The organism is Paenibacillus sp. GQ49, from assembly GCF_059759055.1.
The window spans coordinates 43,195-63,872 of the sequence record NZ_JCAXEL010000007.1 but is presented as its reverse complement, the minus strand read 5'-3'; the positions used below and the strand labels follow the sequence as shown (position 1 = coordinate 63,872).

13 protein-coding genes and 1 riboswitch are annotated in these 20,678 nt (G+C 45.5%); of the genes, 9 read left to right on the top strand and 4 right to left on the bottom strand.

The features are described 5' to 3' along the window. The first annotated feature begins 204 nt into the window (after positions 1-204). Positions 205-1,332 carry a transglutaminase domain-containing protein gene (locus tag AC6CIF_RS14605; RefSeq protein WP_091038543.1) on the top strand — a complete coding sequence of 376 codons (1,128 nt, stop codon included), beginning with the start codon at positions 205-207 and terminating at the stop codon, positions 1,330-1,332. A gap of 163 nt (positions 1,333-1,495) precedes the next feature. Then, positions 1,496-6,004: a collagen binding domain-containing protein gene (locus tag AC6CIF_RS14600; RefSeq protein ID WP_498200185.1), complete on the top strand. Its 4,509-nt coding sequence runs from the start codon at positions 1,496-1,498 to the stop codon at positions 6,002-6,004. Between the two features lie 126 nt (positions 6,005-6,130). Here AC6CIF_RS14600 and AC6CIF_RS14595 read toward each other — a convergent pair whose 3' ends face one another. The 3 genes from AC6CIF_RS14595 to AC6CIF_RS14585 all read right to left on the bottom strand — a co-directional run bounded on the left by AC6CIF_RS14595 (position 6,131) and on the right by AC6CIF_RS14585 (position 10,150). After that, the gene (locus AC6CIF_RS14595; RefSeq protein WP_498200184.1) at positions 6,131-6,772 is read right to left on the bottom strand and encodes a class D sortase; all 642 of its coding nucleotides are present in this window, start codon (positions 6,770-6,772) and stop codon (positions 6,131-6,133) included. A 271-nt stretch (positions 6,773-7,043) separates the two neighbouring features. Beyond that, entirely contained in the window at positions 7,044-8,525 is a 1,482-nt protein-coding gene (locus tag AC6CIF_RS14590) for an amino acid permease (protein WP_498200183.1), read from the bottom strand. A gap of 119 nt (positions 8,526-8,644) precedes the next feature. After that, positions 8,645-8,860: riboswitch (Lysine riboswitch) on the bottom strand. Positions 8,861-9,007: 147 nt separating this feature from the next. Then, positions 9,008-10,150 (bottom strand): virulence factor, encoded by a 1,143-nt coding sequence (locus tag AC6CIF_RS14585; RefSeq protein ID WP_047841582.1) that lies wholly within the window; start codon positions 10,148-10,150, stop codon positions 9,008-9,010. Positions 10,151-10,392: 242 nt separating this feature from the next. Here AC6CIF_RS14585 and AC6CIF_RS14580 point away from each other — a divergent pair, with 242 nt between their 5' ends. After that, complete coding sequence (locus AC6CIF_RS14580; RefSeq protein ID WP_498200182.1) at positions 10,393-10,812, top strand: hypothetical protein; 420 nt, start codon at positions 10,393-10,395, stop codon at positions 10,810-10,812. Positions 10,813-10,861: 49 nt separating this feature from the next. On the opposite strand, the gene AC6CIF_RS14575 is transcribed toward AC6CIF_RS14580, so the two are convergent. Further along, the gene (locus AC6CIF_RS14575) at positions 10,862-11,560 is read right to left on the bottom strand and encodes a response regulator transcription factor (RefSeq protein WP_036668013.1); all 699 of its coding nucleotides are present in this window, start codon (positions 11,558-11,560) and stop codon (positions 10,862-10,864) included. A 344-nt stretch (positions 11,561-11,904) separates the two neighbouring features. Here AC6CIF_RS14575 and AC6CIF_RS14570 point away from each other — a divergent pair, with 344 nt between their 5' ends. The 6 genes from AC6CIF_RS14570 (at position 11,905) to AC6CIF_RS14545 (ending at position 20,636) form a co-directional block, all read left to right on the top strand. After that, entirely contained in the window at positions 11,905-14,751 is a 2,847-nt protein-coding gene (locus AC6CIF_RS14570) for an ATP-binding protein (protein ID WP_498200181.1), read from the top strand. 384 nt (positions 14,752-15,135) lie between these two features. Beyond that, positions 15,136-16,482: a cytochrome ubiquinol oxidase subunit I gene (locus tag AC6CIF_RS14565; protein ID WP_076212674.1), complete on the top strand. Its 1,347-nt coding sequence runs from the start codon at positions 15,136-15,138 to the stop codon at positions 16,480-16,482. Further along, positions 16,479-17,513, top strand: a complete 1,035-nt coding sequence (locus AC6CIF_RS14560; protein ID WP_433747190.1) for a cytochrome d ubiquinol oxidase subunit II — start codon at positions 16,479-16,481, stop codon at positions 17,511-17,513. Before AC6CIF_RS14565 ends, AC6CIF_RS14560 begins: the two co-directional genes overlap by 4 nt. Positions 17,514-17,521: 8 nt before the next feature. Beyond that, positions 17,522-17,677: a cytochrome bd oxidase small subunit CydS family protein gene (cydS, locus tag AC6CIF_RS14555; protein WP_179088544.1), complete on the top strand. Its 156-nt coding sequence runs from the start codon at positions 17,522-17,524 to the stop codon at positions 17,675-17,677. 71 nt (positions 17,678-17,748) lie between these two features. Continuing rightward, a complete protein-coding gene (locus tag AC6CIF_RS14550; RefSeq protein WP_498200180.1) occupies positions 17,749-18,795 on the top strand; it encodes an MBL fold metallo-hydrolase in 1,047 nt (348 codons plus the stop codon). A 215-nt stretch (positions 18,796-19,010) separates the two neighbouring features. Beyond that, positions 19,011-20,636 carry an ABC-F family ATP-binding cassette domain-containing protein gene (locus AC6CIF_RS14545; RefSeq protein ID WP_062836460.1) on the top strand — a complete coding sequence of 542 codons (1,626 nt, stop codon included), beginning with the start codon at positions 19,011-19,013 and terminating at the stop codon, positions 20,634-20,636. Positions 20,637-20,678 lie beyond the last annotated feature (42 nt).

Genomic DNA, 20,678 nt, shown 5'->3' with positions numbered 1-20,678 from the left:
CGAAGCGTACGCATTTATCACCGGATTTCCCCATTTGAATAAAGGATCAAAAAAATCTGGGGATAACAGCGATCGGAAAGTTGTTCTGACATCGGAGTGTTGGTGTAAATATTCTTTAGTTGAAATGATATAGAAGAATGACGACAGAGCCTTTTGTGATACAATAGGGCGTGAGAACTTTGCAAAGAAGGGTGGGTTCCTTTCATGGGTAAGAACGGGAAACGAATTATCACCATACTGCTGGCAGGCTGTCTGATTGCTGTAGCGTTACCACGTACGGTTGATCTGGATCAACTGTATGCTGCATCAGGAACATCAGATATATCCACGGCAACAGATTTGCGCCAGACCTTGCTTACCGCAATGTCACAGCGAACGGAGGAACTTGTTTTTACATACAAAGGCAATGTGAAAGGCCTCAAAAAACAATTACAAACCTCCATCGATGAGGCAATGAAGAGTGACCCTTATATCCAATATACCGTTAAAAGTTATGCATTCAATTATAAAGGCTCCAATGTGTCGGCCGAGGTGCATGTGACTCTCTCCTATCGGGAGACCAAGGAACAGACCGATTATGTGAATCGTAAAGTCACAAACGTGTTGAAAGAAATCATTAAACCCGGCATGACGGATCATGAGAAGGTCAAGGTCATTCATGACTGGATTGTGCTTAACCTTTCCTACGATACTTCGTTGAAGAAATATACGGCCTACGACGGGCTTGTTACAGGCAGTACCGTCTGTCAGGGATATTCACTGTTGGCATATCGAATGCTGGAGCGAGTAGGTATCGATAACCGGATTGTGGAAGGTACAGCAGGTGGGCAGCTTCATGCCTGGAATATCGTGAACCTGGACGGCAAGTGGTATCACATGGACACGACCTGGGATGATCCTACCCCTGACCGCAAAGGTAAGGTTAGCCATAGCTATTATTTGCTGAGCGATGATGAGATGGCACGTGACCATATCTGGACAGGCAAAAGCAAGTACCCCGCTGCGCCAGCCCCATATCGAGAAGCTTTATTAAAGCTGGTGAAGGCCGGAGATAGCAAAAAAGCCGCTTATCAGAAGCTGTACCATGCTCTGGACTATTCCCTGTATGATGAACAGGATGCCATCAAAGGCCATGCTGCGCTGAAGACCAAGGTTCAAAGTACACTGAAGGAAGGCGGAACCTCGCTCACGTTCAGGTACAAGGGTACGGAGTCTGGACTGATTGAAGATTTGCAGGATTTGTACCAGCTTGGCATGAAATCGATCTCTTATTATGTGTCCAAAATGGAAGGTACTACGGATCTGCGCGTCAAAATTAACTGGACAATATAAAAACCGTTTGAACAGGATGCTCCGCTTGAGGAGTATCCTTTTTTGTGTTCAATTTTGTGTTCAAAAACGAGGATTTTAGTGTTGTCTATTTTTTGTATATGTCGCTTTGCTATTCTAATCTTCGGCGTATGCCAACACTACGTACGAGGAGGATATGCAAACAATGAGGAAAAAAGTGAGCATAGTGATCATTGCTCTGTTACTGGTCACGCAAATGATGCAGGGTTGGATATTTACACCAACAATGCATGCTCAGGATGAATTAACTAATTTGCCAGCCAGTGCAATCAGCGATACAGCGTCAGAAGAAGGTTTGGCAGTTTCGGAAGAGATGAACAACGTTGACGTTGCAGCCACTCCGGAAGAAGAGGGGGAGGGAAACCTCAACCAGAGCAGTTTAGCAATGGCAGCTGCAGGTCCGGTAATTACAGATCAATTGATTACCAGTGTGCAGATGTACAATCAGGTACCAGAAGACAACGGGAATGGCACGATTGAAGTCAAAGGAGATATGATCAAAGATATTCGACCACGCATTCAGGATGAGGTGGCTGTAGTCTTTACATGGGGACTTGCAGATGACAACCACAACTATAGCGATGGCTCTACGTTCACCTTTAACTTGCCCGATAAATTCATCATCGGGTCGCAGCTTAAGGGTAATCTGGATGGCGGTGTTGGGGAGTATGTGGTGAATCCAGATGGCACAATCATCTTTACCTTTAATGAACTGATCGAGCATGCGAAGCTAGAAGGTAACTTCTACGTGTGGATTAAGTTCGATGAGAGCAAGATGGAAGATGGTTTGAAACAACAGATAGACTTTAGTTCCGTAGGGCAGGGCATCATTGATGTACATTTTGCCAACACAGCCGTAGATAAGTTGAAGAAATCGGGAAGCGCAAACAAAGAAAACTTCAACTCCGACGAAATTGAATGGACCGTAGATTTTAACCAAGGCGAGAAGGCTTTGAAAAATGCGGTTCTTGCAGACACGTTCCCAGCAGAGCTAGAGCTCAAGGGCGATATCGAGATTCGCGAATTGGAAGTACAATTGAATGGATCTGTAAAAGAAGGCCCAGGGGTTCGCACAGAATCGCAGTTTCCAATTCAATTGGGAGATACAGATAAGGCATATCGTGTAACCTATACGACAAGTGTTAAAGCACCAACCACTGCTCCGTTCGCCAACGTGGAGTATCAAAACCAGGTTGCGCTTACAACAGATCAGAGCGAGCATAACGAAACAGATATTGGCCGAGTTCGTGTAAGTTTTAATGAGCCTTTGAACAAGTCAGGGCAAGATAGTGCGTATGATCCGGTGACACAGACGATCACATGGAAAGTGCAATATAACTACAATCAGCAAGAAATCATGCAAACGAATGCATGGATTGAAGACCGCTTTGATACGGCAAAACAGCAACTGATCAACAATTCCGTCAAAGTGTATCAAGTGGACATTAATGCAAGTGGAGCGGCTTCGAACAGAACACTGATCAATCCAAATGAATACACACTCGAAGCGATCGGTACAGGGGTTGATGATGGCTTCAGATTACATTTTAAGAACGATATTACAAAGGCCTATGAGATCGAATATGATACACAATCCATTCATCGTGTTTATACAAACGACACCATTACGAACACAGTGAACATGTATGATGGTACTTCCAAAACAGGCCGAAGAGACATTCAGGAAGTCATTTTTGCAAAGAGTGTAAAAAGTGAAAACTTCAATACAAAAGAAATCGAATGGCAGATAGTTTTGAACCGTGATTTGCAGGACATGACGGATATCGTCATCACCGATAATTACGAAGGCAGACATATGAAACTGATTCCGGGTAGTCTTCAAGTGAGCGGTGTTAACAAAGAAGACTTTGAACTGACTCCAGACCCGGCTGATCCAACGTATGAAAAAGGATTCTCACTTCTCTTGAAGGACGGCGTAACGCTCAGTACGGAGCATGTTATTACTTATAAGACAAGCTTTGATCCCACAGCGGGTATGCCAACGAATGATGAATATCGCAACTCAGCCAAGATCGATTGGGAAGAGTCTGATGTAAAACAGACTGCGATTACAAAATCTGCTGCGGTCAAACCGCAGGACTACACGATTCAAAATGGTAACAAAAAGGGTGAATATAGCGCCAAAGATAAAAAGATCACCTGGACAATCGATGTAAACTACAATTTGTTTGATATTCAGGATGCAATCCTTAAGGATGCTTACACTGGAGACCAAACTTTTGTAGACGGCTCATTGAAGGTTCATGAGTTAGAGTTGCAGGGAGCCAATAATGTTACTGCTGTAGGTAGCGAGGTTCCGCTCACATCTGGTCAATTCCAGCTGGACCCGGACGGTAAAGGTTTTGTGTTGGATCTGGGTAACATGGGCAAAATGGCTTATCGCATTCAGTACCAAACAAGTCTGGATGGACCATATTCTATCGTAGGCGCTTATGCCAACCAGGCTGTTCTGACGGATGGTGAGGGTGGTGCAATACGATTTAATAGATCAGCCAGTGTTACACCTGCCAACGGTGGTGTATACGTGCGCAAAACAGGGAAGCAAGAAGGTACAACGGATAAAGCCTCATGGACGGTAAATATCAATCCAAGTCAATCTTTCATTCCTGCGGGTAACCAATTAACAGATACCTTGTCAGAGAACCAGATTTTATTGGCTGATTCATTGAAATTATATGCAACCAATTTACCTGCCAGCAATTCAGGCAATGTATCCACGAAAGCTGGACTTGTTGATCCGGCTGATTATGAATTGGACGTGGAGGGCAATACATTTACCTTTACCTTCAAGAAAGATATCCATACCGCATTCATTTTGGAATATCAGTCTTATATTAATGCCGATCATGGCGCCCGAATTGAGAATAAGGTTGAATTTGCAGGCCAATCTTCCTCGGTAATCGGAGAAGGTAATCAGTCGGGAATCAAAGTTTCCTTGGCTGGAGCAGGTGGAGGAGCCTCTACAGGTCTGGGCAAAATCAGAATTCACAAAGTCAGTGATACAGGAGTTCCGCTGGAGGGTGCAATATTTGCAATCTATAATGCGTCTGGAACTACGCTTCTGGAAACATTGAAACCAACGGACGAGAATGGTGTGGTCGAAAGCTCCAGAAACTATCGATTAAACAATCTAACCAACGGTGTACCTTATAAGTTAAAAGAATTATCTGCACCGGCAGGATATTTGGTTGATCCTGAATATGGTTCTGTCTCAGGTAAAACGATTGAATTCAAGGATGCGGATATTGCTTTTGAAATTGAAAACAAAAAGATTCGTCAAGGCTTTGAATTAACCAAGGTAGATGCGGTGGACTCCTCCAAGACACTTAAGGGTGCGACTTTTGAATTGTACTCCAAGGACGGCGCAACGAGAGAGAAAATCGATGAGTTAACGACAGGGGGAGATGGGAAGATCGCCAAAGGTGGACTGTCGCCAGGGGATTATGAGCTGGTAGAAGTCGTGGCACCTGAGTTTTATCAATTGGATGCTACACCAATTCCGTTCACGATTGTAGAGAATCAGACGGAGAGTATTACATTGACGAAGTCTAATGCAATGGGTGCAGGCGGTAAACTTGTCGTTACCAAAGTAAATGCCAAGGATAAGTCCGTATTAAGCGGAATTGAATTCGAATTGCGTGATCGTTCCAACATTGTCATCGATACAAAAATAACCGACCTAAATGGGGTCGTTGAATTCGACGGTTTGGAATATGGTCCATATACATTGGTAGAGACCAAGGCAGAAGGTTATGTTATTGAACAGCCGGAGACCCTTGTATCTATTATCAAACCGGAAACTCAACTGACCATTGAAAATAAAAAAAATGATCGTTCTGTGAAATTGATTAAAACCAATGCGGGTCGAACTCAGCACCTTCAAGGAGCTGTATTTGAATTACGGGCTCAAACTGCATTGATGGATGCAAATGGGAATTGGGAGTTCCACAAGGTAACAGGTCTAGATGAAGCTACATTGACAACCAATCAACAAGGTGAAATTGTACTTGAAGGCCTGGATATCAATAAATATCAGTTGGTTGAAATAAAAGCACCTAACGGATATGTCTTAGACACAACACCCGTACCATTTGAAATTACGAACATACAAACCGAAGCTGTAGTTGTGGAAAAAACGAATCAGGTTATCCCGGTATCGGGTGGGTCGAGTGGACCTTATAATCCGGGAACACCTACTACGGGGGGAACACCAGATCCAGAGAAACCAGTAACTCCGGAACCAGGAAAGCCAAATCCGTCGGTTCCAGGCACGGTTGTAACTGAACCTACAGAGTCTGGGGGAGGAACCGGAAGTCCGACAGATGAAGATTCCGGGGTAGTGACACCGACACCAGGCGATTCCAACGGTGACGATACTGCACCTCCAGTTGGGGATACAGATGCACCGGATGGGGATGGTGCACTGGCACCTCCTGCTGGAACGGATACAGATGGATCACAGGGCAATGGAAATTCTGCAGCACAGCCAAACGGAAATTCTGGATCTCAGGGAGTGCTGCCACAAACAGGTGAAGAGAGCACAATGGCTTACACTGCTGTTGGCATGATGCTGATGGCGTTAGGTAGCGCGGGATTCATGTACTTCCGCCGCAGACAACAGCTTCAACGCTAGATCGAAACACGCAGGATCTAAGATTCATCGTGTGTAGATAGAAATACCCTCTAGCAATCACTACGAAGACTTATCGTCGACGTGTGAATATGCTAGAGGGTATTTTTTGGTGATATTTAGGGAGGATCAGGTCCCCGTAACATTTGGTTTCACTGCAATAGCTCTTACAATTAGGCGATGTGTTGGATTGACGAGTGGATCACAGGTAATCAAGGTAAGGACCTGTCCAAGCCCGGGATCCTCCAGCACAGATAAGTCAGTTGGCTCCACAACGGATATCTGATCTACCTTGTATTGGATAATCGTTCGATCTGCCAGGGTGACTTCCATAGAATCACCAATCTGTAGTTCTCCCAGACGATTGAACAGCCGTCCTTTTTTGTGGGCGCGATGAGCGGCTATGGCAGCATTACCTTTGTTACCGATCCTAGTGGTTTCAACAAGATGGGTTGCAGCTACCTTCATGTTGGCCTCCGTTGCACCCTCCAGGATCGGTAAGCGGACATCAATCTTGTCAATCGATAGTATCCCTAACGTATCCGAAGAGAGCTCTTGCACTGTAGCTGTATTGTCAGTAGTCGGCTCGGCGGAAGCTGCGTCCTGCTTGCCTTGTTCGAAGGAATGATTAAGCTTAGACAAGCCGTTTTGCAACTGCTCCAGATCGTTCATGACACGGGTTTGCTGCCAGTCATAATACGTTTCCCGCAGGAAAGGAAAGCTGATGATCAGGATGCCCAGTAGAACGAGCAGGATAGAGAATTTTTTCATTATACACCAACTCCCGTTGTCCAAGAAAAATAGTATATCTTTCTCTATTCTACTTACCGACCTATACAAAATATGGACAGGGACGAAAGGGAATACAGGAATTGATCAGGGGGAAAGTCGACACAAAACAAAATATCCCTGTATCGCCACAGTAGAAAAACTGCAACGCTACGGGGATATTTTATTATATGGAGTCGGATTGTATCAGCTGTATAAGTTAAACTAACCATTTACATGAGAACGTAGAGGACAGAAACAACCTGATTCTTCGTTAGTGCTTATCACTTGGTGAATCGGTAGGTGTGAAGTCACATTCCTTCAGCGGCACCACCTTGGTCTTTTTGATCCATTTGTAACCAAGCCACAATACCAGGAACAGGGGTACGCTCAAGTAGGCAACGATGGCTCCACTCCAGTCGATCTGATCACCCGTGAATGCCTGGTAGTTCTGTCCGATGATCACGATGATACACAGGACAAAAGCAAAGATCGGCCCAAACGGGAACCAGCGTGCACGGTAAGGAAGATCGCTCAGATCCCTGCCTTGTGCAACGTATGCACGACGGAAGCGATAATGACTGATAGCGATACCCAGCCAAGTGATAAAACCACACATACCGGATGCATTCAACAACCAGGTATACACAATCCCATCGCCGAACAGGGAGGCAAGGAACGCCAACATGCCAACAGCTGTTGTAAGCAGCAAGGCATTCATGGGAATCCCCTTTTTGTTCAGTTTACCGAGGAAACGAGGGGCTTTACCGTCTCGGGCTAGGGCATAGAGAACCCGGCTCGAAGCGTACATGCCTGAGTTACCGGCAGAGAGTACAGAAGTCAGAATAACGGCATTCATGACGGAAGCCGCAATGGCGAGGCCGGCTTTCTCAAACACCAGTGTGAACGGGCTGACACCGATATTTTCCAGGTCACCTTTGAGCAGATTCGGATGCGTGTACGGGATGATCAGACTGATCACAGTAATTGCCAAAATGTAAAAAATCAGTATGCGCCAGAATACCTGACGAATTGCACGAGGGACATTTTCGCGCGGGTTTTCACTTTCACCGGCGGCTACCCCGATAAGCTCGGTACCTTGGAATGAGAATCCCGCAGCCATGAACACACCGAGCACAGCGAAGAATCCGCCATGGATGGGCGCATCACCGATGGTGAAGTTGCTGAAACCAACCGCTTCTCCGCCCATAATACCAAAGATCATGAGCACACCAACGGCCAGGAAGATGATCACGGTAGCGACTTTGATAATGGCGAACCAGTACTCGGACTCTCCATAGCCTTTAACAGACAACACGTTCAAGGAAAAGATCAGCACGAGGAACAATAAGCTCCATAACATGGATGAACTGTCGGGGAACCAGTATTTAATGAGTACAGTAGCGGCAGCAAGCTCTGCTGCAATGGTTACCGCCCAGTTGTACCAAAAGTTCCAGCCCATGGCGAACCCGAGAGCAGGATCGACAAAACGTGCGGCATACGTATTAAATGAACCGGAGTCCGGCATAAAGGTAGCAAGCTCACCAAGGCTGGTCATTAGGAAATAAACCATGATGCCAACGGCCACATAGGCAATTAATGCTCCACCAGGGCCTGCGGTTGAGATGGCGGTACCACTTGCGAGAAACAGCCCGGTACCAATCGAGCCACCGAGGGCGATCATCGTCATATGGCGTGCGCGTAATCCTTTTTTCAGGGAAGGTCCAGTTGTTGTTGGGTTACTGCGGTCTTGCATGGAAACACTCCTTCATTCGATATACTGATGTTTGCGATACTTGAATTCATAAAAACAAAAAGACCACAGGCATCAGCCTGCGGTCTTTAATATTTCAATGTCCGCACCATGTCCCAGATGATTAAGATAGCTCAACACAGAAGAATTCATACCTTTGTATAAAGGAAATGTACTTCCGTGACAGTTCTGCGCCTTTCAACAGCAGCCCCAGCTCACCGGACCGTATAAGGAACGTCCAGCGAGCTTCGGCGGGTACACCTTTCGGCTGATCTCATAAGCGGCTCCTTAGCGCCTCCATCAGCGTACTGATCGCACCCGCGACCTCTACCTCACCATTCATGGATGAGGTGTATCTATTGTCTATGAAATTATGAACAACACAACTTAACACCGTGTGTCCTGTTTAGTAAACAGACAATCAGTATAACGCGCATGGTTTTCCAGTGCAATAACAATTGTTGGATGTGAGGTCTGAGAGACCACTATTCCTCTTTTTTGTTACGTCCAGCCATCTGCTGCCATACCGTTCCAGCCGCCTGTTCGCCCGATTCGATCCGCTCCAGAGCCATCTTGGCCTGTAGGCTGACTTCAAATTCAGGATCATCGGCTGCAACTCGCAACGCTTGTTCTGCTTCTTCTGTTCCGACCTCATAGAGAAAACGTGCTGCACGCCAGCGTACAAGTTTACTTTTATCGGATAACGTTGCTGTCATGGCTGGAGTGGCGGCAGGATCACCGATATCAGACAAGGTGTCTCCAGCAGTACGGCGTACCGCAGGAGAACTGTCCTGAAGCGCTTCGTACAGCAATTCCATCGCTTCGGGTGTACGAATGTCACCCAGATATACCACGGCCAAGCGGCGAATCTGCATTTTGTTGTCATGCAGGGCATGGGCTACGAGAGGCAGTCTTTCTGCCGTAGGCTCCATGCCGTCAAATGCCGCATAACGAACATTCCAGTCCTCGTTTCGCAGAGCCTCTTCAAGTTCGGCTCCATCCAATTCACGGCGGCGCTCCACGAACTCTTCGGATTTGGTACCATGTTCAATGGCCTGTTTGATGACTTGCTCCAGCCGTTCAGGGGGGTAAGCGGCTTCCAATTCCTGCTCGACTTCACGTGCAATATCAGGCAATTCACCATATCGAACACCGTAATCACTCAGTTTACGTTCTTTGATCATCGTTGCACTGGCGACTTCTGTCACGGCTTTGACAAAACGATCTGACAACGAGATTCGTTCTTCCTTGACCCCGGCCTTGACCCTGATCTGCATCGGTACACCTCGGAAGAATTGTACAAATACCTGTGCTTCTCCGAAGTGCTCGCCTGAACCATCTTCGGATTCAATCCAGTCCAGATCAATGCCTTGCTGTCCAAGGCGATTTTGGACTTCGCCCAAGATAACGGACCAGTCGGCATTCCCTTTACGATCAAGTGCGACAAAGTCTGTTGTGTGGAACACACTCTTTACACCGGGAATATGAAGCATCTGGCGAATGAACGCCGGAGCAGATCGTTCGTTGTCCAGTGTATATGTTTTGCGAATTCCGTCCTCCAGACGTTCATCGAGATGTAACATCATCGTATTTGGACTCGGTGTTGGTTCAATGGAAACAATATTCATCAATGTAACCTCCTATAGTACCAGATTCATCTATAACTTCCCGTAAATTAAATCACACGGGTATTTCTCTATTTTACATCAATGTGTGGAATCTGCGAAATCATCCAGAAGTGAAGTGGACGTGTCTAACACTTAATGTGAAGAAGTACGAAATTTGTTAACACTTCTTTCATGTTCACGCACAAACATTTTTAAACGAAAATTGGGACAATAAAGATAAGAATCAACTGGAGGTTATACCTATGGAACCTATTACCGTGCTCTCGGATGGAAAACGTCGTATTGCATATGAGAATATTATTCAATTGTTCAGGAACTGGATTGAGGACTCAACATCTGGTTCTGCGATAGAAACACATCGGGGAAGTTGGGAAAATGCCCGTTACTGTATTGTTGATTATCAAGTTGCCGAAGAAGCGGTGTCAGCAGCAAATGCCATTCGGGCTTTTATGCCACAACTTCCGTTACTGGTCATTACGGATTTCCAATCCCTTATTCGGAAGCGTCACCTGCAAGAGATTACAGGTACAGGTGAGATGAAGATGATTCTCTGGAACGAGCAAGACCCGAATCAACTAATCAAGGATATGGAAAGTTGGTTGCTTTCTTCGTCTGTTCACAAATCAGAAATAGCCATACCACCCATCTTATCCATGAGATAAAAGAGGGATATGGCCAAAGATGTTTAACTTTTTAATCGTTACGATCGTATTAGATCACATATTTATAGCCTGTTCCCCAAACCGTTTTAATATAACGTGGGTTCTTGGGGTCAGGCTCAATTTTTTTACGCAGACTTGAGATATGAACATCAATGGTACGATCCAGATAGGCGCGTTCAGAGCCTTTGATCCGATCCATCAGTTCATTTCGGGTGAACACTTTACCCGGATTGCGGTACAATTCCTTCATAATCTCAAACTCAATATGAGTGACCTCGATTTCAACGCCATCCACAAACAGAGTTCTTCTGTACTCATTCACATTCACATGTCCAGTAACCTCTGCCTGCTTGTCTTCTTTTACCGGTTTATCCTTATAGGAAATGATTGATCTTCGCAGCAGTGCTTTAATCCGGGCATCCAACTCTTTCAAACTAAATGGTTTGCACAGAAAGTCATCCGCACCATTATGCAATGCGCGAAGTCGATCATTCAGCATGGTGCTTGCCGAGATCATCAGAATGGGCACAGTGGAGTGCTGGCGAAAGGCTTCTACGAGATCATTTCCATCCATTTCAGGAAGCATGAGATCCGTTACAACAATATCCGGCTGGAATTGTGGAAACAGTTGAAGTGCCTCGCGGGCATGATGAACCCGTTCAGTGATGTATCCTTCCTCCTCAAGGAAGAAAGCAATCATGTCGGCCAGATTTTTCTCATCTTCTATAAGAAGTACTTTGATAGTCATAGGGTCACACTCCTGGTGAAAATAATATGTTAAGAAAATGCTAAAAAAACAAGGTGAATTGCGAATAAATGCCGCAAATTTTTTAATGTTTCTATCCCAAAATATAGGATGTATATGTAGAGAAGAAATAAGATTTTGAAATGAACTTCAATATTCTAACATGAATGCAGTTTGGTTGCCGATCAATCAGAATTTCCCAAAGCTACACCAAGTATTAATTACAGTATAATGGATCAGAACGAGTTAAGGGGAAAAAAAGTAGATTGTATCCGCTTAAGTTTATAGGGGGAACCAACGTTGTTGTTGAAAACAGAAGAAAAAATGATCCATGAGGGCAATTGCTTATGGATCTTATAAAGGCAAAACAGCTGCTGGAGTGGGTCGTGCTGAAGCTAAGGATACCATGGTTTGGAACCAGCATACTGATCATTCTTGGCTCACTAAGTACTATTTTTCCACTTACCTTATTTTATGGTGTGCAGTTTATGATTGGTAGCGCGGCAGCACTCGTTGCTCTTCGTTTGCATGGGGCCATCTATGGTTTTGTCACCCTTACAGTCATCCATCTGCTGAATACCGTTTTTGTCGGCTTTGTGCCGCACAATTTAACTGTCATGCTTGCCCACTTCATGGAATTAATCTGGATGCTCGTTTGGCAGATCCGCTGGAAGAATGGCAGCTTAATCAAGGCTAATGCTGTCTTTTGGGTAGTCATGTTACTTCCTGTTATCTATGCCGGGCATTTTATGTTGGGTTTAAATATAGACGATTTGAAGTATGAGTATATGTATATTGCTGTGATTGGTATGGTGAATGCGTTGATCGCGGGTATTGTGGTGGACTTCTGGATTACTACGGGTGAACACAAATCCAAGCTGATGGGAACCATTCCACTAACAAGAATTGCGTTTAAATACGTAGTCGCCTTTGTCGTATTTGTTTCTCTCGTACTGTTATCCGCAGATAGCCGCAGACAATTGGGTCAAATGAATGATGCCATATTACGTGATATGAAATATGCAGCGACTGCGGTTGTTCAGGACATTGATGAAGAGTATGTAACCTCCGAGAATATGGATCAGAATATGGCGCGTTATCATCATCTACTGGGTGTGAATGTGATTCTGCTGGTTCGCAATGATACAGTCGTCGCTTCTGGATTGAATACACTTCAGGCAGGCGATTACCTGGACATGGACAGATTCCGTCTTCTGAAATCAAGGGATAACCTTTTTCTGTTAAGTTCCGCAAATATCCATTACAGCGATGTATTGAATCATTGGAAACAAGCCTCTTTCATCTATGAAGCGGAGATGACAGCTGTAACACCTTATCGGGTATTCATTGAGACCAGCTCAACCAAGTATTATCCTCGAATAGAATCGATCTATCTTACCACGCTGCAATCCCTGTTCATCATCATCGTGGCTTCCATGATTGTAGCGGCTCCTCTGAGCAGTAAGGTCGTTAGTCCACTGTTAAGACTAACCAGAATGACAGGTTCTCTTCCGAGGTTGCTGTTTCGAAATGGGAAGATGGAGTGGCCAACGAGCCATGTAACTGAAGTGCAGATTCTTATTGGTAATTTGCGTAAAATGGCTGATGTACTGCTGGAACAATTTGAACAGATTCGTCACGATAAGTTAACGCTGGAGGACAGGGTCATAGAGCGGACCAAGGAACTCAAGAATAGTGAAGAAGTCAAACGTGCCATTATTGAATCGTCGATAGATGCGATTATCGCTGTGGACTCCAATGGGCTGATCGTTGAGTTTAATCCGGAGGCCGAAAGAATGTTTGGATTGCGTCGGGAAGAAGTGATCCTGCACAAGGAAGCGCCATCTCTTTTTCAAGGGGCCAGCTGCAAGGAGATCAAGAATTTGCTGGAGCGATATGAATATGTTGAAGGTAAAAGATACACCATCGTTGAAGAAATTTCAGGTATCCGAAGGGATGGTTCCGTTTTTCCCATCGAGTACAAAATTGTTGAGATCCAGTTGGGCAAAAATGAGACATTATATAACCTATTCATTAAGGATATTACCGAGCGGACCAGAGCAGAAGAAGATCGTGTACGTCATGCCCTTGCGCTGGAGAAGCTGAACTCGGAGTTGTTCAATGAGAAGATTGCCATCCAGGAACAGCGAGATATCAGTGAGCAATTCATTGAATCCGTACGGGAAGGGCTGGTGATGTCTGATCGATCAGGGACCATAACCATCGTCAACCGAAGGATAGAAGAGATGTTTGGTTTAGGTGATTTTATGGGCAGATCCATTGAGGATTTGGCGCAGGCGATTGATACGATGGTATTAACGGACAACTTCAATCTGATGGAACAGACGAGAGCATTCCTGAATGGAGAAACGGCGTTTATCGAGACCGAATTTATATTCAATAATATGGATAAAAGTGTATTTTCCTTGTACATGAAGCAGATGGATGTCCCGGGTAAAAACCATGGGTTTCTGTTGGTGTTCCGTGACCGGACAGGAGAAGAACGGCTGGATCGGATGAAAAATGAGCTGATCAGTGTGGTATCTCATGAACTTCGAACGCCTGTAGCCACCATTATGGGATATGTGGAATTAATGATGATGTATGACCTTCCGGCAGCTCAACAGCGGGAATTCATGCAGACCATCTCTTCGGAGGGCAAGCGGCTGAGCAGTTTGCTCGATGATGTACTCGATATTCAGCGCCTCGACAACGAAGGTATGACTTACCACATGACGTATGTACCGCTGGTGGAGTTGGTAGAAGGGGTTGCCGAACAGTGGAATATGAAGTCTGCCCAACGGATCTACGTGCATACGTTTAATGGAGACTTTTTTGCTTATGCTGACCAGAACAGGATGGTTCAAGTTCTGCATAATCTGGTGGGCAATGCAGTTAAGTATTCGCCGGGAGCCGATCGTATCGATATTACGTTATGGGAAGAAGAGGAATGGTTATGTCTTGATGTGCGTGATTACGGAATAGGTATTGCGGAGCAAGAGAAGGACATGCTGTTCAACAAATTCTATCGGGTTGATAATTCGGATCATCGGCAGATTGGTGGAACAGGAATCGGGTTGTACATTTCCCGTAAAATTGTAGAGGATCACATGGGTACGCTGACTTTTATATCTGCACCGGACAAAGGAAGTACGTTTAAGGTTCGACTGCCCAAGCAGGACGTATTGGTGTAAATCTATTGATGGATGAAGCAATGTATTTCACTTTTTTATGAATAATGTTTATGTACGAGACCTACGGATAGAGCCTTTGCCCTTCAACGCGTGAGCGTGATAAGGGGAAAGGCTTTTTTTGTTTTTCAATTTCCCCGGATAAAAAAACAACTTCTTTTGCAAACTGTCTATAGAGCCATAATTTGCATCCCATGCAAAAGGAGGACCGCAGGTATATGTTCCGTAAACAAGAGAAAACACTCATTATCGTCTGTCTGGTTGCAGCTGTGGTTGTGCTGTATGCCGTTGTGAAGAGCATCATCCGAATTATGAGTTATTGAGATACGTGTTCAAGCAGAGTAACTGCTGTCGTACATAACGATTATGTGAAAGAGGAGTGTAACCATGTCATCCCTGGACCCTGTTTTGCTCAGCCGGATACTAACCGGCCTTACCCTGTTTGTGCACATTATTTTTGCCTCTATTGGTGTAGGTGTTCCACTTATGATTGCCTTGGCCGAGTGGCGAGGACTCCGAACCAATGATATGCATTACACCTTGCTGGCACGCCGATGGGCACGAGGTTTTGTCATCACTGTTGCCGTTGGTGTCGTTACAGGCACCTCGATCGGATTACAGCTTAGTCTGCTGTGGCCGATGTTTATGCGGGTAGCGGGTCAGGCAATTGCCCTGCCGCTGTTCATGGAGACGTTTGCCTTTTTTATAGAGGCGATCTTTCTAGGGATTTACCTCTATACGTGGGATCGTTTCAAGAAGAAATATACGCATATGCTGCTGTTGATTCCGGTAGCTCTCGGCTCATCTGCATCTGCGATTTTCATTACAACGGTGAACTCCTTCATGAACCAGCCTCAGGGATTCACCCTGATTAATGGCATCATGAAGGACATTCATCCAATTGCTGCCATGTTGAATCCGGCAACGCCAACCAAAGTGTCCCATGTACTCGCTTCCTCGTACACCTTGAGTGCCGGTGTCCTGGCGGGCATAGCCGCCTTCAGTTTGCTTCGGGGACGAGATCATGTGTATTACAAAAAAGCACTGAAACTCACGACGGTATCTGCGCTCGTATTTGCCATCAGCACTGTCATGATCGGCGATTCCTCGGGTAAATTCCTGGCGAAGTATCAACCTGAGAAGCTGGCTGCTGCAGAATGGCATTTCAAGACGATGAAAGAGGCACCACTCGTCTATGGCGGTATTCTGGATGAGAACAATGAGGTGAAATACGCTATTGAGATTCCCTATGCTCTTAGTATTTTGGCAGGTAATCGTCCCGATACGGAAGTGAAAGGTCTTGAAGAGTATCCTGCGGATCTGAGGCCACCATTGTCTATTCACTATATGTTCGACCTGAAAGTCACAACCGGAGTGATCATCCTGATGATTCCTGTGTTATATGTGCTGCGTCGATGGTTGCCAGGGCGCAAGCCATATCCCAAATGGTTGTTACTCGGCATTGTCTTGCTTGGGCCACTGGCCATGATTGCCATCGAGTTGGGGTGGATGTTTGCTGAAGTTGGCAGGCAGCCTTGGATTTTGCGCGGGTATATGAAGGTGTCGGAAGCAGCCACGACGTCAACTTCGGTAGGATGGATGTTAGTGTTGTTCATCTTGCTGTATCTGATCCTGTGTTTCTCGTGCATTCGCGTACTCAGCAAGCTGTTCCGCAACAAGGAAGCAGAGAAGGAACTGGAGACGCTGGGGCTTGAAGGAGGGATCGTGCATTGAGTTTCGAAATTGCAGGCATCGCAATATTGTGGACGTTTTTGTTCGGTTACCTGATCGTTGCTTCGATTGATTTTGGCGCCGGGTTCTTCAGCTTTTACAGCATATTGACCGGGCACGAGAACAAAATTCATAACATCATTCAGCGCTACCTGTCTCCCGTGTGGGAAGTGACGAATGTGTTCCTGATCTTTTTTGTGGTTGGACTGGTCGGATTTTATCCGGACAGCGCCTTTTATTACGGGACAGCCTTGCTGGTTCCGGGTTCGTTGGCCATTGTACTACTTGCGATCCGAGGCGTGTATTACGCCTACAATACCTATGGCAATCATGGGCAGAACAGCCGGATCTATATGGCATTGTACGGAGCGACGGGATTGCTGATTCCGGCTGTATTTTCTACCATTTTGGCAATATCCGAAGGCGGGATCATTGAGCAGGTGGGCGATCAGGTGTTTTTTCGCTGGCGTGAATTTTTGACGAATCCCTATACCTGGTCGGTTGTGTTGCTTGCAATAGTCAGTGTGCTGTACATCTCGGCGATGTTTCTATCCTATTATGCAAAACGGGCAGGGGATGAGCCGGCATATGAGGTGCTTCGAGAGTACGCGCTGCTCTGGAGTTTGCCTACCATTTTTGCGAGCTTTCTGGCTTTTCTGCAGATTAACAAACAGAATCCCGCACACTTTGAGCAGATGGTGAATATTTCGTGGATGTTTATCGCTTCGTTTATTTGTTTTGTCATTGCCGTGTCGCTGGTGTGGAAAAGTAAATATCTAGGTTGGTGCTTTGTTGCTGTCATGCTTCAGTTTGCCTTTGCCTGGTATGGTTATGGGCGATCCCACCTTCCGTACATTTTGTATCCTTACATCAATATTTACGACAGCTTTACGAATCGTACGATGGGGATTGCGCTCATTACAGCGTTTAGTCTGGGGTTACTCGTGCTCATTCCTTCGCTTGTGCTGATTATGAAGCTGTTCCTGTTTGATGCCAATTATGTGCGCGGTAATTCTGGTAAAAAGAAAGGATGAGTCTGTTCATGGTCATTACTGAGGGAGTCACGGGGATACCCGGTATAACCGGATTGAGCTTTTTTGAGACATTCACCATTATGTACGCCCCTCCACTGATCATTGCGGCTGCTATTGTCTTTCTGTTTGTATATCTGGCCGTATATAAGAACCCAAAGGATTGATTGGTTGGTACGTCCATTCCCGTTTGGGGTAATCTTTTGTTAAGAAATGAGGAAGGGAGGAGGGCCCTTTCATGCCGAAAATCCGTTATAACAATATCGATAATGTAAGTACGGACAAAACGCTGAAGGAATTCAAGCAATGGAGGGAGCAGCGGCGCAATAAAGTAAAGGACTACTCCTACACCGTGCCCAAACACCCGCCTGAACTGGATTATCTCCATGCCAACCGGGATGACACAAGTATTACCTGGATTGGTCACTCCACGTTTTTCATTCAATATTATGGATTGAACATCGTGACTGACCCGGTGTGGGCCGAAAAAATGGGATTTCAACGAAGGCTCGGTGCCCCCGGCATTCCGATTCAGGATATTCCACCTTTGGATGTGATTCTGATATCCCATTCCCACTATGATCATCTGCATCTGGCTTCATTGCGCAAGCTGATTACAGCCAAGACGTTGCTGATCGTACCCGATGGTCTGAAACGCAAGATGATTCGCAAAGGATTCCATCGATGCCAGGAGATGAAATGGTGGGATCATATGACACTTGGCGGAGTCAAAATAACTTTTGTTCCTGCACAGCACTGGACGCGCCGAACGTTGTTTGATACTAATACATCCCATTGGGGCGGTTATGTATTGGAATCGAACCATACGGCAACGACTTCAGCAGCGGAAAGTGCTGCAACAACGAGCAATCAGGATGAATCATCCACGGAATCAGGGAAGAACGAAACATCCAAAACATCAGGCGGTCCGCCTGTGTTGTATTTTGTTGGTGATACAGGTTACTTCCAGGGTTTCAAAACGATTGGAGAACGCTTTGACATTGGTGTTACCCTGATGCCCATCGGTGCCTACGATCCGGAATGGTTCATGACTTCTCAGCATGTGACACCCGAAGAAGCACTGCAGGGGTTCGTTGAATCCGGCTCACAGCTCATGGTGCCCATGCATTACGGCACATTCAAGCTGGCGGATGATACGCCCAAGGAAGCGCTGGATCGGCTGGAAGTTGAACGTGAACGTTTAGGCATTGGTAAAGAGCGGATTCGGGTACTTGGTCATGGCGAAACACTCCGCATTCACCACGAGGAAGGTAAACGGGGCTAACAAAAGTGAGCCAAATATGTTAATGTAGGGATATGCCTGCATGAACAGTACATTTACCAAATCTTTAATAAGTAAAAAGCGGCCAATTTTCGAATTTGCCGCTTTTTTGTGTTATAATATGGTGCCAGAATAGGCATCGGGATATTGAATCCATGATTTACGCAACTTGCTATTCATGCAGTATGCAGATTAACCAATAAAGGATGGTATGCTTAATGATCAGTACAAGCGGCATCACGCTCCGCTACGGAAAACGTGCACTTTTTGAAGATGTAAATATCAAATTCACACCAGGAAACTGTTACGGCCTCATCGGCGCCAATGGAGCCGGTAAATCAACATTCTTGAAAATTTTGTCCGGTGAAATTGAATCAAACTCGGGAGAGGTGCACATCACCCCGGGCGAACGTATGGCCGTTTTGAAGCAAAACCACTTTGAATATGATGAGTATCCGGTTCTTGAAACGGTAATTATGGGTCATAGTCGTCTCTATGCCATTATGAAAGAAAAAGATACGCTGTATGCCAAAGCGGACTTCACTGAAGAAGACGGCCTGCGTGCAGGTGAGCTTGAAGGTGAATTTGCCGAGTTGAATGGCTGGGATGCTGAGCCGGATGCAGCGGCACTCCTGATCGGTCTGGGTATTGACCGTGACATGCACGATAAGAAAATGAATGAACTAAGTGGTAACGAAAAAGTTCGTGTCCTGCTTGCACAAGCATTGTTTGGTCGTCCAAACAACCTGTTGCTCGATGAGCCTACCAACCACTTGGATCTCGAATCCATTCAATGGCTTGAGAACTTCTTGATGGACTATGAAGGTACTGTTATTGTGGTATCCCATGACCGTCACTTCCTGAACAAAGTATGTACGCACATTGCGGATATCGACTTTGGTAAAATCCAGTTGTACGTAGGTAACTATGATTTCTGGTATGAATCCAGCCAATTGGCACTTGCGTTGCAACGTGATGCTAACAAGAAAAAAGAAGAGAAGATTAAAGAGCTTCAAGCCTTTATTCAACGTTTCTCTGCGAATGCTTCGAAATCGAAACAGGCAACTTCCCGGAAGAAACAACTCGACAAAATCACGCTGGATGACCTTCGTCCATCGAACCGTAAATATCCGTTTATCAACTTCAAACCTGAGCGTGAGGCCGGTAAACAATTGTTGACCGTAGATCGTATCAGCAAATCCATTGATGGTGTAAACATGCTGAATGATATCAGCTTTGTCGTGAACAAAGGGGATAAAATTGCATTTGTTGGCCCGAACGGGAATGCCAAGTCACTCTTGTTTGATATTCTTATGGGTGAAACGGAATTGGATAGCGGCGAATACACTTGGGGTGTAACTACAACTCAAGCGTATTTCCCGAAAGACAACTCCAAATATTTTGACGGTGTAGACATGACTCTTGTGGATTGGCTCCGTCAATATTCCAAAGATCAGGATGAAACGTATCTGCGTGGATTCTTGGGACGTATGTTGTTCTCAGGTGAGGAATCCTTGAAAAAGGCAAGTGTACTCTCCGGGGGCGAGAAAGTTCGCTGTATGCTGGCGAAAATGATGCAGACTGGTGCTAACGCATTGATTCTGGATGAACCTACGAACCACTTGGATCTCGAATCCATTACAGCGCTGAACAATGGTATGATTGATTTTGACGGCACAATGCTGTTCACATCCCATGACCATCAGTTCATTCAAACCATTGCTAACCGGATTATCGAAATTACGCCGAATGGCATCATTGATCGCCAAATGAGCTATGACGAGTATCTGGAAAGTGATGAGATCAAAGAACTGCGCAATAAAATGTATCCGGTAGAAGCTTAATCTAAGCATCATCTGCGGCACATTATTAATAGGAACAGCAAA